The organism is Pantoea sp. X85, assembly GCF_029623675.1.
GTDB lineage: Bacteria > Pseudomonadota > Gammaproteobacteria > Enterobacterales > Enterobacteriaceae > Pantoea > Pantoea leporis.
Genome location: NZ_CP121108.1, coordinates 333553 through 347734, shown reverse-complemented (window position 1 = coordinate 347734; position 14182 = coordinate 333553). Strand labels below are relative to the sequence as shown.

Sequence of the window (14182 nt, the reverse complement as noted above, 5' to 3'; positions counted from 1 at the left end):
CGCAGAGGAGAATGCGTGGCACGGCTCGTTGTGCCACGCGATATTATTACTCGCGTTTCAGGCGGTTACTGTTCGCTAGCCACAGCGTCACCACCAGAATCAAAATCGCCGCCGAGTAGTAGAGCGTATCGAACGGATTTTTATGGTCGACGATGATCAAGCGGATAATCGCCGTGATGCCGATATAGATGAAGTAGCGCAGCGGGAAGTGATAGCCAGACTGAAAGTACTTCACAATCAAGGCGATAAATTCGAAGTAGAGGAAATAGATAACGATGCCTTCAATCAGCAGATAGGAAGACGTCTGCTCGCCGGTGCTCAACAGCACGTTGGCCAGATGAATGGTTTCTTTACCGAGGAACACCACCAGAATAATGGCCAGAATGATCAGACCAATATTCAGCACCCACTGCAATGCTAACGAGATGTACTGCCCAACCCCTGTTTTTATTGTCATTTTTGCGCCTCACGCTCTCAATTACTCACTGGCGCTATCATGCTGTAGTGTGATCAAAATCACAATATTTATACTTCGACATCCACGCACAGCGCGTCATAGCGCCAGAACTCGCAGTCGCAATCAATCACGCGCTTGTGCTGATCGCGATTGATGCGGGTAATCAACAATCCGGGCGTGCCGCTCGCCACGTTGAGCACAGGCGCAGCGCGCACCGGCAGAGGTCCCGGCAAAATGGTAAAACGCGCGCCGCCGTAGCGAATGCCATAGCGCTGGTCATACAGATCGGTGAGTGAACGCGTCAGGTCTTCATCCAGCAATCCCGGAAAGAAGGCGGGATTGAGGTAATGCTCGACATACAACACGGCGCGGCCATCAATACGGCGCAAACGGCGAATGCGGTAAACCCGATCGCCCTCCAGCAGTTGCAGATGACGCGCGATGGCTAATTGCGCTGGCACTTCGCACGCCTCCAGCACTTCAGTGCTGGCAATACGGCCTTGCTCAGCGGCCATGGCGTGAAAATGGCTATGATGAGAGGGGTTGTAGACCAGCCGAGGCGGTGCGAGAAACCAGCCACGACGCAGTTCACGATAGATAATGCCCTGCGCTTCCAGCAAACCCAGCGCCTCACGCAGCGTAATGCGCGTGGTGGAATAGTGTTCGCTTAAGCTACGTTCGGCGGGCAAACGACCACCGGCAAATTCACCGCTTTCAATGCGTTCCCGCAGCCCTGCTGCAATCACATCCGCCGTTTTCGACATCATTATTCAGCCTCATTTTGGGGCAAATCTGCACTATGACAGTTCGATGACTACAATGTGACAGAGAACAACCCACGCTTTAGCGCGCTGTAACCGCATGTGGATCGTCGCGCCACACCCCGTTTCACCACCATGGTCATAAAACCTTCATCTATTCGGGCTACATTGGCTCGGTTCTTGCTGGACTAGACCAAGAAGTCCCACAACATATACCGGGAGCAATCGAGATGAAAGCGTTTATCGCCTCTGTAGTAGCCAGTGCCGTACTGCTTGCGCTGCCCGCCGCGCAAGCCGTAGATAATGACCTCGCCGCGTTAGAAAAAGCCGCGCGCGCCGAAGGTCAGGTCAACAGCGTCGGCATGCCAGATAGCTGGGCCAACTGGAAAGATACCTGGAGTGACCTCAACAGCAAATATGGCCTGAAGCACAGCGACACCGACATGTCCTCGGCGCAGGAACTGGCAAAATTTGCTGCAGAGAAAGAGAACGCCAGCGCCGATATCGGTGATGTGGGCGCTGCTTTCGGTCCGATTGCCGTCGCTAAAGGCGTGGCGCAACCGTATAAGCCAACGCATTGGGAGCAAATCCCGAGCTGGGCAAAAGATCAGGATGGCAACTGGATGCTGGCGTATACCGGCACCATCGCGTTCCTGGTGGATAAGCAGCAGGTCAAAGATGTGCCGCACAGCTGGGCCGATCTGAAGAAAGGTAAGTATGTGGTCACTATCGGTGACGTCGGCACTGCGGCTCAGGCAGCGAACGGCGTGTTAGCGGCCAGCTACGCGTTAGGCGGTGACGAGAAGAATGTAAAACCGGCGTTGAGCTTTTTTGGCGATCTGGCGAAAGAAGGCCGCCTTGGCGTGACCGATCCGGTGATTGCCAACATTGAGAAAGGCGAAATTCAGGTGGCGGTGGTGTGGGACTTTAACGGTCTGAACTACCGCGATCAGATCGACAAAAACCGCTACGAAGTGGTGATCCCTTCCGACGGTTCCGTCACTTCTGGCTACAGCACCATCATCAATAAATACGCCAAACATCCGAACGCCGCCAAGCTGGCGCGTGAATACATCTTGTCTGATGAAGGCCAGATCAACCTGGCGAAAGGCTATGCGCGCCCGATTCGTGCCGAGCATTTAACTCTGCCCGCCGACGTGCAGGCTAAGCTGCTGCCGCAGTCTGAGTATAAGAATGCCCGTCCAATCAAAGACCAGGCCGCGTGGGATAAAACTTCGAAAATGCTGCCGCGTCTGTGGCAAGAGAACGTCATCATTAATATGAAGCAGTAAGGAGCGAGGGATGAAAACGATCCTGGTGGTGTTGGATGGGCTGAGTAATCAGGTAGCGCAGCACGCAATGGGCTATCTGTTTGCTGAATGCGCGCAGGGCAACGGCCAATATTATACGCTGACTTGCGAACTGCCTTCGCTGTCGCGCCCGCTGTACGAATGCATTCTCACCGGCATTCCACCGGTGCGCAGCGGCATTATTCACAACGGCGTCAGTCGCATGAGTAATCAGCGCAGCATCTTCCATTACGCGCGTGCCGCCGGTCTCACCACCGCGGCGGCCGCCTATCACTGGGTGAGTGAGCTCTACAATCAATCCCCGTTCAACGCGGCGCGCGACCGCCACACGGTCGCGCCCGATCTGCCGATTCAGTATGGGCATTTTTACTGGGACGACGGTTATCCGGATTCCCACCTGTTTGAAGACGCAGAAAGCCTGCGTTTGCGGCACGATCCCGACTTCCTGCTGATCCACCCGATGAACATTGACGATGCCGGACACAAGCACAGCCTGTCATCGCCGCAGTATCGCAACCGCGCGCGCATGGCCGATGGTTATCTGTCGCAGTGGATGCCGGACTGGCTGGCGGCCGGTTATCAGGTGATTGTCACCGCCGATCACGGCATGAACGATGACCGCTCGCACGGCGGCATTTTGCCGGAAGAGACGCAGGTGCCGCTGTTCGTGTTTGGCAAAGGTTTCTCGCTGCAGCCGGATCTTCAGCCGCAGCAGACCGAACTGTGCGGCATCGTGTGCACCTTGCTCGGCGTCGAACATGACAAACCGCTATGTCGCGCGTTACTGGCGGAGCCGCAGTAATGAAAGGCAAAACGCTCGCCGCGCTATTGCTGCTGCCGTTTGCGCTGTTCTGGGTGGCATTCCAGCTCGCGCCGCTGCTGTGGATTGCCATCAACAGCTTCTGGAGCGACATCAATGAGCGTTGGGGCTTCGACAACTACAGCGATATCCTCACCTCGCCGTTCTATTTGCAGGCGTTTCGCCTGTCGCTCGACATCTCCATCTGGTCGAGCATTTACGGCCTGCTGATTTCGCTGGTTGCCGGATATTCGCTGCATCAGCTCGGCAGCGGCCGCTTTCAGCGCTTTTTGATGTCATTTACCAACATGACCAGCAACTTCGCCGGCGTGCCGCTGGCGTTTGCCTTTGTCATTCTGCTCGGTTTGAACGGTTGTCTGACGCTGCTGCTGCGCCATTACGGCGTGCTGGAAGGCTTCAAGCTGTTCTCGCGTGACGGCATGGTACTGGTGTACACCTGGTTCCAAATCCCGCTCGGCATTTTGCTGCTTTATCCCGCGTTTGATGGCTTGCGACAGGATTGGCAAGAGTCCGCCGCGCTGCTGGGTGCAGGCCGCTGGCGCTATTGGTGGCACATCGGTTTGCCGATTCTGTTCCCGGCGCTGCTCGGTACTTTCGTGATTTTGCTGGCGAACGCGCTCGGCGCTTACGCCACCATTTACGCGCTCACTACCGGCAACTTTAACGTGGTGCCGGTACGCATTGCCGCGCTGGTCTCTGGCGATATCTCGCTTGATCCCAACACCGGCGGCGCGCTGGCGATGTTGCTGGTGCTGATTATGGCGCTGATTACCGTGGTGCAGCAGTATCTGGTGCGCCGCAGCTATCTCAACGCCAAACCTTCCTGAGGAGCTACACGTGTCGCGCGCGGAAAAATTTTATCATCGCCTGATTGTCTGGCTGCTGCTGGCCATTTTAGCCGCGCCGCTGCTGGCGACGTTACTGTACGGCATTTCCACCAGCTGGAGCGACACCATCCTGCCGCAGGGCTTTACGCTGAAGTGGCTCAGCGCGCTGTGGAGCGATGCGCGTTTTCTGACCGCGCTCGGTCATTCGCTACTGGTTTGCTGCGGTGCACTGCTGTTCTCGCTGGTGCTGGTGCTGCCTGCCATGTTTGTGATCGCTTACTACTATCCGAAACTGGATGCGGTGATGAACGTGCTGATCCTGATGCCCTTCGCCGTACCGCCGGTGGTGTCGTCGGTCGGGCTGCTGCAACTCTATTCGTCGTCGCCGCTGATGCTGACCGGCACGCCGTGGATTTTGATCGGCTGCTACTTCACCATCGCCTTGCCGTTTATCTATCGCGCCATCTCCAACAATATGCAGGCCATCAACCTGAAAGAGCTGATTGATGCCGCGCAGCTGCTCGGTGCCAGCACCTGGCAGGCGGCGCTGTTTGTGGTGTTGCCGAACCTGCGCAAAGGGGTATTTATCGCGGTGCTGCTCTCCTTCTCCTTCCTGATTGGTGAGTTTGTCTTCGCCAATATGCTGGTCGGCACCCGCTATGAAACCTTGCAGGTTTATCTGTTTAACATGCGCAACGGCAGCGGCCACTTCACCAGCGCGCTGGTGATCTCCTATTTTGCCGTCGTCCTGCTGGTTACCTGGCTGGCGAATGCCCTCAATCCTGAACGAGGCTGACCATGAGTTATCTGAGCGTCACCCAGCTGAACAAAAGCTACGGTCCGACCACCATTTTTGAAAACATCGATTTCAGTGCCGAAGAAGGCGAGTTTGTTACGCTGCTCGGCCCCAGCGGCTGCGGCAAATCGACGCTGCTGCGCTGTATCGCCGGGTTAACCGAAGTGGATAGCGGCAAAGTATTGCTGCAAGGTCAGGATATCGTGCCGCTGACGCCGCAGAAGCGCACCATCGGCATGGTGTTCCAGAGCTACGCGCTGTTCCCCAACATGACGGTTGAGAAGAACGTGGCGTTTGGCCTGAAGATGCAGAAACTGGCGAGCAGCGAGATTCAGAAACGCGTGATGGAGGTACTGGCGCTGGTGGAACTCACCGACTTCGCGCGGCGTTATCCGCATCAGCTCTCTGGCGGACAGTGTCAGCGCGTGGCGCTGGCGCGTTCGCTGGTGACGCGTCCACGCTTGCTGTTGCTGGATGAACCGCTGTCGGCGCTGGATGCGCGCATTCGTCGCCATCTGCGTGAACAGATCCGCAATATTCAGCGCGAGCTGAAACTCACTACCTTGTTTGTTACCCACGATCAGGAAGAGGCGCTGACCATGTCCGATCGCATCGTGCTGATGAACCGCGGAAAGATCGTGCAGAACGGCAACGCGGAAATGCTCTATACCCAACCGGCCGATCTGTTTGCCGCCGGCTTTATCGGCAACTACAACCTGCTGAGCGCGGAACAGGCAACGCAGCTGACCGGACAGGCGTTTAGCGGTCAGGTAGCGATTCGCCCGGAGTCGATCCAGCTGTGTGCGCCGCAGGCGGGCATTCCCGCCACCATCCTCAGCCACAGCTTGCTTGGCAACGTGATTCGCTATCGGGTGCGCGCGCAAAACGTGGAGCTTTCGATTGATGTACTCAACCGCAGCGTGGCAGATTTGCATCCCGCTGGTATGCAGATTGGGCTACAGTTAGAGATGTCGACGTTGCGCCAGGTTGCTTAATTTAAACGAAAAAAGGCGACACAACGCGGCGAAGGTTTTACCGGTTGTGCTCACCGTCAGGCTGGCAATCGGTGTGGTTTGAGCCTGACGGATGAGGAGCCTCTATACGTGTTAACTCTGCTTAATCTACTCTCCGCCGTTGCGCTGCTGGTGTGGGGCACACACATTGTGCGCACCGGCATCATGCGCGTTTACGGTGCCGATCTGCGTCGCGTACTCAGTCGCAGCGTTGAAAAAAAACCGATGGCGTTTCTTGCCGGCATTGGCGTCACGGCGCTGGTGCAGAGCAGTAACGCCACCACGCTGCTGGTTACCTCCTTTGTTGCACAGAATCTGGTCAGTCTGACGCCAGCGCTGGTGGTGGTGCTGGGCGCGGATGTCGGGACCGCGATCATGGCGCGTATCCTGACCTTCGATCTGTCGTGGCTGTCGCCGCTGTTTATCTTCTTTGGCGTGGTGTTCTTTCTCAGCCGCAAGCAAACGCGCATTGGGCAGTTAGGCCGCGCCAGTATTGGACTTGGCCTGATTCTGCTGGCGCTGCAGCTGATTGTCGCGGCCGCCAAACCGATCACCCAGGCGGCGGGCGTTCAGGTGCTGTTCTCGACGCTGACCGGCGATGTGATGCTTGATGCACTGATTGGCGCGGTGTTCGCCATCATCAGTTACTCCAGCCTCGCGGCGGTCCTGATTACCGCCACGCTGACCGCTACCGGTGTCATCTCTTTCAAGGTGGCACTCTGTCTGGTGATTGGTGCCAACCTCGGCAGCGGCCTGCTGGCGATGATCAACGCCAGCGGCTCCAATGCAGCGGGCAAACGCGTCGCGCTCGGCAGCCTGCTGTTTAAGCTGATTGGCAGCATCGCCATTTTGCCGTTCGTCAATGTTGTCGCCGATGTGCTGGATAAGCTGCCGGTCAATGACGAAGAGCTGGTGATCTTCTTCCACGTCTTCTACAACCTGATTCGCTGCTTAGTCATGGTGCCGTTTGCCGATCCAATGGCGCGCCTGTGCCGCCGTATGATTGCCGATGATCCCGAAAACGAAGCCCATCTCAAACCCAAACACCTCGACAGCAGCGCGCTGGATACGCCGGCGTTAGCGCTGGCTAACGCCTCACGCGAAACACTGCGCATCGGCGATGTGGTCGAGCAGATGATTGAGTCATTCAATAAGGTGGTGCACGGCGACCTGCGCGAAGAGCGCGCGGTGCGGCGGCTGGATGATGATGTTGATGTGCTTTACACCGCGATCAAACTCTATCTGGCGCGTATGCCGAAAGAGGATTTGCCGGAGGATGATTCGCGCCGCTGGGCGGAGATCATTGAGATGGCGCTCAACCTGGAGCAGGCGGGCGACATTATCGAACGCATGTGCGCCGACGTAGCGGATAAGTCACTGACCGCGCGCCGTGCCTTCTCTGCCGAAGGACTGGAGGAGCTGCAAACCTTGCAGGAACAGGTGCTGTATAACCTGCGTCTGAGTTTGTCGGTGTTTTTGTCGCACGATGTCACCAGCGCCAAACGCCTGCGCCGATCCAAGCATCGCTTCCGCATCCTGATTCGCCGTTTCTCCCACGCGCACGTCGAGCGCTTGCATCTGCAGAATGTGCAAAGCATTGAGACAAGCTCGTTGCACCTTGGCTTGCTGGGCGATTTGAAGCGTTTAAATTCGCTGTTCTGCGCCGTGGCGTACACGGTTTTGGATCAGCCGGATGATGAGCGGGAAGAGGATTAAGAAGGTCAGAATCGCGCGATAAATCGCGCCGCTACAAATCCGCGTAATGGTCCGTAGCGGCGCAATGTATTGCGCTGGTTTTACATCACGACAGCAAACTGAACGCAATAATGCCAACAATCGCGCCGGTGGTGCCCAAAATGGTTTCCATCAGCGTCCATGTCTTCAGCGTTTCGGCTTCGGTGGCGCCGGTGAAGCGGCCAAACAGCCAGAAACCCGCATCATTCACATGACTGATAATGATCGAGCCGCCGCCGATACAGATCGACAGCGCGGCCAGCTGCGCGCCGCTGTAGTGCAGCGGTTCAATCACCGGCATCACTAAACCGACGGTGGTTAAACACGCCACGGTGGCCGAACCCTGAATCACGCGAATCGCGCCAGAAAGGATGAAGCACGCCAGCGCAATCGGCATACCTGCGCCGGTCAACGCATGCCCTAAAACCGGGCCAACGCCCGAATCCACCAGTACCTGCTTAAACACGCCGCCCGCACCAATCACCAGCAGAATAATGCCCGCCGGTTGCAGCGCGCTGCCGCACACCTGCATCACCTTCTCTTTATCCATGCCCTGACGATAAGCCAGGCCATAAATCGCCACCAGACAGGCCAGCAAAATCGCGGTGAACGGATGGCCGATAAACTCCAGCCACTCATACAGATGGGAACCCGGCGTAGTGAAGCGTGCGCCGATGGTTTTCAGGCCAACCAGCAGCAGCGGGAACAGAATCAGCGCCAGACTAAAGCCAAACGACGGCAGTTTGCCCTCTTCCACTTCCGGCTGATGATCTTCCGGCGGTGCGCTAAAGCTGACGTGCTGCGCAATAAAGCTGCCAAACAGCGGGCCCGCAATCAGCATGCCCGGAATCGCGGCGCACAGGCCCAGCAGAATCATCCAGCCAAAATCAGCGTGCATCTGCGCCGCCAGCAGCATCGGCGCGGGTCCCGGCAGCAGAAACGCGGCGGACGCCGCAACACCGGCAAACAGCGGGATCACCAGCTTAACTAAATTGCCTTGGGTACGACGCGCCACGGCGAACGCAATGCTGATCAGCAACACCACCGCCACTTCAAAGAACAGCGGCAACGCACAGATCAAGCCAGCGACGCCCATCGCATAGTGCGCGCGGCTTTCCCCAAAGGTTTTCAACATGCGAATGGCGATCTGATCGACGGCGCCGGTTTCATGCAGGATCTTGCCGAACATCGCGCCCAACGCCACCACAATGGCGAGAAAGCCGAGCGTTCCGCCCATGCCTTTTTCCATGGTTTGTGCGATTTTATCGAGCGGCATGCCGGAGAACAGACCGGCACCAATGGAGACTAACATCAGGGCAACAAAGGCGTGCATACGCGCTTTCATCACCAAAAACAGCAGCAGCAGGACAGAGCCTGCTGCGGTTAACACTAGCGTTGCGGTACTCATGACTAACCCTTGTTGATTGCACCCTCAATGGTCGCAACCGTGGCCGCAACTACCTCATCCAGTGAATGATTGATATCAACCACCAGTACATCGGGCTCATCCGCGCCGGGTTCCTGCAGCGTGGCGAACTGCGTCACCAGCATCTGCGGTTTGAAGAAGTGACCTTTACGCGCTTTCAGGCGGGATTCGATGGTTTCGAAATCGCCCTGCAGATAGATAAATTTCAGGTTCTCGTTGCCCTGACGCAGGATATCGCGATAGGACTTTTTCAGCGCCGAACAGACGATGATGGAGATCTCCTGCGTGCGCTGCATGGCAAATGCCGCATCATTCAGCGCCTGCAGCCACGGCTGGCGATCGTTGTCGTCCAGCGGATGACCATCCGCCATTTTCATGATGTTGCTGCGCGGATGGAGGAAATCCCCATCGAGGAACGCAGTGTTTAACTGATGAGAGACCTGATTGGCGACGGCAGATTTTCCGCTGCCGGAAACGCCCATCAGGATAAAGACGTGGTGCGATGGAGATGGCGTTGTCATTGTTTTGCGCTCCGGCAGTGAATTCTGCCCAATGTTACCGATAACAAATCGAGCTGCCATTGTCAGAGCCCACTGAAAGGCTGGCAACCCTTCTCAGGTGGAAAAGCACGAAAGTGTGAACTGACTCAAATAATCGCCAAAATCAGATGCTGTCACCTTCGGAGATTTCAAAGCCAACATCCAGCGGTTGCGTTAGCGTGCGATCGCCGCCAATGCGCGCCAGCAGCATCGCTGCCGATTCCCGTCCCATACGCTCGCGCGGCGTTAACACCGTGGCGAGGCGCGGATTCACCACTTGCGTAATGTCGTGGCCGTGGAAACCGGCAATCGCCATCTGCTGCGGCACGCGTAATCCCTGACGCTGGCACTCAAACATCGCGCCTACCGCCAGGTCATCGTTGGTACAAAACAGGCTGTCAGTTTCCGGATAACGCTTTTGTGCCTCGCACAGCAGTTGCGCGCCGGCGCTGAAAGAGGAGGCATCTTCCATCATCACGCTGTGTGGCGTGAGCCCCGCTTCGCGCATCGCTTTTTCGTAGCCCTGCTGCTTCTGCAAGGTACGTTCATCAAGGCGTGCACCGAGATAAACCGTGTGGCGATGGCCTTTTTTCAGAATAGCATGCGTCATCTGCCGCGCGGCTTCGACGTTATCAAAGCCCACCGCCATATCGAGGCACGGCGTGACCGAATCCATCATTTCAATCACTGGAATGCCCGCGACTTCCAGCATGCGCAGCGTGCCCGGCGTATGGGTACGCTCGGTGAGGATCACGCCGTCGATGTTCCAGCCGAGCAGCGATCGCAGCTGTAACTCCTCTTTCTGCGCGTTGTAGCCAAAATGCGCCACCAGCGTTTGGTAACCCGCTTCGTCGGTAACGGCCTCAATGCCGCGCAATACGTCGGCGAAAACCTGGTTGGTTAAGGAAGGCAGCAGCACGCCGATAGCGCGACTGGTGGCGTTGGAGAGCATATCGGGGGCGCGATTGGGGATGTAACCGAGTTCGTCCAGCGCCACGGCGATCTTATCGCGCAGCGCCGCAGAAACCTGATCGGGATTGCGCAGGTAGCGGCTGACGGTCATTTTTGTGATGCCGACACGATCGGCAACGTCCTGTAATACCGGTCTTTTCTTCTTCATCGTATGCGCCTGAAATCAGAGATACGACGAGTTTATCATTTTTTTGTCATGCACTGCCTTTGAGGAAAACCTGCGCGATCAATCGCGCCGCTACAAATACGTGCAGATATTGCAGCGGCGCCGTTCATTGCGCGACCTTTAAACCGGTGGCAAATCAAACAGCAGAATCTCTGCATCGCTGTCAGCTTTGATGCTCAGCGCGCTTTCATCCCAAATCGCCAGCGCATCGCTGCTGCCAACCTGTTCGCCATTCACGCTCACCAGCCCTTTCACCACCTGAATCCACACGCGACGACCGGCTTCAACTGTCACTTCATCGCTTTCGCCCTCAGCAAAGACCCAGCGCGACAACGTCATGTCCTGAAACACCTTGAGCGATCCGTCACGTTCATCCGGCGTCAGCACAAACTGGCGGCCTTTAACATCATCGAAACGGCGCTGCGCGTAACGCGGCTCAATGCCTTTGCGCTCTGGAATGATCCAGATCTGATACAGGTGCAGCGGATCGGTGGCGCTGGCGTTGTACTCCGAATGTCGCACGCCGGTACCGGCGCTCATGATTTGGAACTCACCGCTCGGAATCTGCTCTTTATTGCCCATGCTGTCTTGATGTTCAACGGTGCCAGACAGCACATAGGTCAGGATTTCCATGTCTTTGTGCGGATGGGTGCCGAAGCCCTGACCACCATCGATAACATCTTCGTTAATCACGCGCAGTGCCGAGAAGCCCATAAAGTTGGCATCGTGATAATCGGCGAAAGAAAAGGTGTGCCAGCTATCCAGCCAACCGTGATTAGCGTGACCGCGTTCTTCAGCTTTGCGTACATAAATCATGTTCAATTCTCCTCAATGTTTTTTACAGTTTGGTACTGCGAAGGATTGATTGATAGCTGAAAAACTTCATCCCTCTGTTCAAAAAAAGTGAATGAAAACAAAAAACGACCCAGGTTTTACTGATGAGGAAGTGCGAACGAGATTGGTCTTGTAGATAACCCACTACATAACAATGAGCATCACGGACCCTGCAAGCAGGAATAACAAGGAAAAATTATGTCAGAACACATCACTCCACCCGCTAAGCGCCCGATTGAGCGCTTTTTGAATACCGTTGAATGGCTGGGTAATTTATTACCGCATCCGATTACTTTATTTGCCCTGTTTTCACTGTTTATCATTGTTGCGTCTGCCGTTGCCGCAGCGTTTGGCGTCAACGTGATCGATCCCCGCCCAGTTGGCGCGGCAGGACGCGCACCAGACGGTGTGATTCACGTGGTTAGCCTGATGAGTGCCGAAGGTTTGCAACGCATCGTCAGCCATCTGGTCACCAACTTTACCGGCTTTGCGCCGCTCGGCACCGTGCTGGTTGCGCTGCTCGGTGTGGGGATTGCCGAACATTCAGGGCTGCTCTCGGCGGCGATGCGCGCGCTGGTGTTTAACGCACCGAAAAAGCTCATCACCTTCACCATCGTCTTCGCTGGCATTATCTCCAACACCGCTTCTGAGCTGGGCTATGTGGTGCTGATTCCGCTGGCCGCGATGATTTTCCACTCATTGGGCCGTCATCCCCTGGCGGGCCTGGCCGCGGCGTTTGCCGGGGTTTCTGGCGGCTACAGCGCCAACTTACTGCTTGGCACCATCGATCCGCTGCTCTCGGGCATTACCCAAAGCGCCGCGCAGATTATCGATCCTGACTACCATGTTGGCCCGGAAGTGAACTGGTACTTTATGTTTGTCAGTACCTTCGTGATTGCCATTCTTGGCACCTGGATCACCAACAGCATCGTCGAACCTAAACTGGGCAAATATCACGACAGCGAAGGTGATGCGGTGCGAGGCGATATGGGCGCGCTGACGACGCAAGAACGTCGGGCGTTGAAAGGCGCGGGCTGGGCGGTTCTTGGCGTTACGCTGCTGCTGATCCTGACCGTGATTCCGGGCTACGGCGTGTTACTCAACCCGAAAACCGGCACGCTGGCGGGTTCACCGTTCCTGAAGGGCATCGTGGTGTTTATCTTTGTCTTCTTCGCTATTCCCGGCATGGTATATGGCCGCCTGATCGGCAATATGCGCAACGATCGCGACGTCATTAACGCCATGTCCGCCAGTATGAGCAGCATGGGCATGTATATCGTGCTGGTGTTCTTTGCTGCGCAGTTCGTGGCGTTTTTTAACTGGAGCAATTTCGGCACCGTGGTGGCAGTGAAAGGCGCTAATCTGCTGGCATCAATCGATATGGGCGCGCCGCTGCTGTTTGTCTGCTTCATCATGATCTGCGGCTTTATCAACCTGATGATTGGCTCCGCCTCGGCGCAATGGGCGGTGACCGCACCGATCTTTGTCCCGATGCTGATGCTGGTCGGCTTTGCGCCCGAAGTGATTCAGGCGGCATATCGCATCGGCGATTCGGTGACCAACGTGATTACACCCATGATGAGTTACTTTGGCCTGATTATGGCGGTGGCGGCGCGTTATCGACGCGATATGGGCATCGGTACGCTGGTGGCGATGATGTTGCCGTATTCGGTGGTGTTTATGATTGGCTGGACGCTGCTGTTTGTGCTTTGGGTGTTTGTCTTCAATCTGCCGGTCGGGCCCGGTGCGGCAACCTGGTATACGCTGTAAAGGCAAAAAAAAAGCCAGCACCCGAGCTGGCTAAATAATACCTGGAAGCAATGTGAGCAATGTCGTGCTTACCCGGTTGTCAGGAGACGTTTCCGAGCTCGCATGGCAATAATAATCATTATCATTCGCGTCTGTAAAGCCCTTTTGCGAATTATTTTGCATTGACGAAGAGCGAGAATTCCTTGATGTTAAAGGGGATTTTATCCATTTTGCACAAGGAGTCGCTCATGAGTCAGATCGTTGTTCGTCACGCTATTCCCGAAGATGCTGCTGCTTTAACGCGCATGTACAGTCAGCCTGAACCGCAGGCCAACACGCTGCATCTGCCGTATCAATCGCCGACGCTGTGGCAGGACCGCCTCAGTAATCTGCGTCCGGGTGTGCATATGCTAGTGGCGTGCATTGACGATCAGATTGCCGGGCAACTCACGGTGGAAGTGCTGTCGGTGGCGCGCCGTCGCCATACCGCGACCTTTGGCATGGGCGTCGATTCTGCTTTTCATCGGCGCGGCGTCGGTAAAGCGCTGATGTCAGCGATGATTGATTTGTGCGACAACTGGCTGCAGGTGACGCGCATTGAGCTGACGGTGTTCGCCGATAATCATAAAGCGCTTGGCCTGTATCGGCAGTTTGGCTTTGAGATCGAAGGCACCGCACGTCGCCACGCCATGCGCGACGGCGAAATGGTGGATACGCACTATATGGCGCGCTTGAAATAACCTGTTAAATCGCGCCGCTACAAATGCGTGCACATACC

The 14182-nt window shown here is 56.3% G+C and carries 14 protein-coding genes; 8 read left to right on the top strand and 6 right to left on the bottom strand.

Annotated elements, in window-relative coordinates:
- Positions 1-46: 46 nt before the first annotated feature.
- Positions 47-457 (bottom strand): phosphate-starvation-inducible protein PsiE, encoded by a 411-nt coding sequence (gene psiE, locus P6287_RS01560; protein WP_061718383.1) that lies wholly within the window; start codon positions 455-457, stop codon positions 47-49.
- Between the two features lie 68 nt (positions 458-525).
- Positions 526-1224 carry a UTRA domain-containing protein gene (locus tag P6287_RS01555; protein ID WP_277974399.1) on the bottom strand — a complete coding sequence of 233 codons (699 nt, stop codon included), beginning with the start codon at positions 1222-1224 and terminating at the stop codon, positions 526-528.
- A 224-nt stretch (positions 1225-1448) separates the two neighbouring features.
- On the opposite strand from P6287_RS01555, the gene P6287_RS01550 reads away from it, so the two are divergent.
- The 6 genes from P6287_RS01550 (at position 1449) to P6287_RS01525 (ending at position 7700) form a co-directional block, all read left to right on the top strand.
- The gene (locus P6287_RS01550; protein WP_277974398.1) at positions 1449-2510 is read left to right on the top strand and encodes an extracellular solute-binding protein; all 1062 of its coding nucleotides are present in this window, start codon (positions 1449-1451) and stop codon (positions 2508-2510) included.
- A 10-nt stretch (positions 2511-2520) separates the two neighbouring features.
- Positions 2521-3330 (top strand): alkaline phosphatase family protein, encoded by an 810-nt coding sequence (locus tag P6287_RS01545; protein WP_217550070.1) that lies wholly within the window; start codon positions 2521-2523, stop codon positions 3328-3330.
- The gene (locus tag P6287_RS01540) at positions 3330-4175 is read left to right on the top strand and encodes an ABC transporter permease subunit (protein ID WP_101763077.1); all 846 of its coding nucleotides are present in this window, start codon (positions 3330-3332) and stop codon (positions 4173-4175) included. The genes P6287_RS01545 and P6287_RS01540 overlap by 1 nt, the downstream gene beginning before the upstream one ends.
- A 10-nt stretch (positions 4176-4185) precedes the next feature.
- Positions 4186-4971 carry an ABC transporter permease gene (locus P6287_RS01535; protein WP_101763078.1) on the top strand — a complete coding sequence of 262 codons (786 nt, stop codon included), beginning with the start codon at positions 4186-4188 and terminating at the stop codon, positions 4969-4971.
- A gap of 2 nt (positions 4972-4973) precedes the next feature.
- Positions 4974-5966, top strand: a complete 993-nt coding sequence (locus tag P6287_RS01530) for an ABC transporter ATP-binding protein (protein WP_192236015.1) — start codon at positions 4974-4976, stop codon at positions 5964-5966.
- A 108-nt stretch (positions 5967-6074) separates the two neighbouring features.
- Positions 6075-7700 carry a Na/Pi cotransporter family protein gene (locus P6287_RS01525; protein ID WP_222211738.1) on the top strand — a complete coding sequence of 542 codons (1626 nt, stop codon included), beginning with the start codon at positions 6075-6077 and terminating at the stop codon, positions 7698-7700.
- A gap of 85 nt (positions 7701-7785) precedes the next feature.
- Here the strand turns inward: P6287_RS01525 and gntU are convergent, their stop codons facing one another.
- The 4 genes from gntU to P6287_RS01505 form a co-directional block, all read right to left on the bottom strand.
- Positions 7786-9126, bottom strand: coding sequence for a gluconate transporter (gene gntU / locus P6287_RS01520; RefSeq protein ID WP_277974397.1), 1341 nt, complete (start codon positions 9124-9126; stop codon positions 7786-7788).
- A gap of 2 nt (positions 9127-9128) precedes the next feature.
- Positions 9129-9665 (bottom strand): gluconokinase, encoded by a 537-nt coding sequence (gene gntK, locus P6287_RS01515; protein WP_036621490.1) that lies wholly within the window; start codon positions 9663-9665, stop codon positions 9129-9131.
- A 142-nt stretch (positions 9666-9807) separates the two neighbouring features.
- Positions 9808-10803 (bottom strand): gluconate operon transcriptional repressor GntR, encoded by a 996-nt coding sequence (gntR, locus tag P6287_RS01510; protein WP_101763082.1) that lies wholly within the window; start codon positions 10801-10803, stop codon positions 9808-9810.
- Positions 10804-10941: 138 nt separating this feature from the next.
- Positions 10942-11637 (bottom strand): pirin family protein, encoded by a 696-nt coding sequence (locus tag P6287_RS01505; RefSeq protein ID WP_110868138.1) that lies wholly within the window; start codon positions 11635-11637, stop codon positions 10942-10944.
- Between the two features lie 216 nt (positions 11638-11853).
- On the opposite strand from P6287_RS01505, the gene P6287_RS01500 reads away from it, so the two are divergent.
- Together P6287_RS01500 and P6287_RS01495 are read left to right on the top strand one after the other, a co-directional pair.
- A complete protein-coding gene (locus P6287_RS01500) occupies positions 11854-13425 on the top strand; it encodes an AbgT family transporter (protein ID WP_222234575.1) in 1572 nt (523 codons plus the stop codon).
- Between the two features lie 227 nt (positions 13426-13652).
- Positions 13653-14144 carry a GNAT family N-acetyltransferase gene (locus P6287_RS01495; RefSeq protein ID WP_101763085.1) on the top strand — a complete coding sequence of 164 codons (492 nt, stop codon included), beginning with the start codon at positions 13653-13655 and terminating at the stop codon, positions 14142-14144.
- Positions 14145-14182 lie beyond the last annotated feature (38 nt).

Bases quoted from the DNA above. Each gene is read 5' to 3' on its own strand.
- psiE (WP_061718383.1), bottom strand. From the start codon at position 457: ATGACAATAAAAACAGGGGTTGGGCAGTACATCTCGTTAGCATTGCAG.
- P6287_RS01495 (WP_101763085.1), top strand. From the start codon at position 13,653: ATGAGTCAGATCGTTGTTCGTCACGCTATTCCCGAAGATGCTGCTGCT.
- P6287_RS01555 (WP_277974399.1), bottom strand. From the start codon at position 1,224: ATGATGTCGAAAACGGCGGATGTGATTGCAGCAGGGCTGCGGGAACGC.
- P6287_RS01550 (WP_277974398.1), top strand. From the start codon at position 1,449: ATGAAAGCGTTTATCGCCTCTGTAGTAGCCAGTGCCGTACTGCTTGCG.
- P6287_RS01505 (WP_110868138.1), bottom strand. From the start codon at position 11,637: ATGATTTATGTACGCAAAGCTGAAGAACGCGGTCACGCTAATCACGGT.
- gntK (WP_036621490.1), bottom strand. From the start codon at position 9,665: ATGACAACGCCATCTCCATCGCACCACGTCTTTATCCTGATGGGCGTT.
- P6287_RS01545 (WP_217550070.1), top strand. From the start codon at position 2,521: ATGAAAACGATCCTGGTGGTGTTGGATGGGCTGAGTAATCAGGTAGCG.
- gntR (WP_101763082.1), bottom strand. From the start codon at position 10,803: ATGAAGAAGAAAAGACCGGTATTACAGGACGTTGCCGATCGTGTCGGC.
- P6287_RS01530 (WP_192236015.1), top strand. From the start codon at position 4,974: ATGAGTTATCTGAGCGTCACCCAGCTGAACAAAAGCTACGGTCCGACC.
- gntU (WP_277974397.1), bottom strand. From the start codon at position 9,126: ATGAGTACCGCAACGCTAGTGTTAACCGCAGCAGGCTCTGTCCTGCTG.
- P6287_RS01500 (WP_222234575.1), top strand. From the start codon at position 11,854: ATGTCAGAACACATCACTCCACCCGCTAAGCGCCCGATTGAGCGCTTT.
- P6287_RS01540 (WP_101763077.1), top strand. From the start codon at position 3,330: ATGAAAGGCAAAACGCTCGCCGCGCTATTGCTGCTGCCGTTTGCGCTG.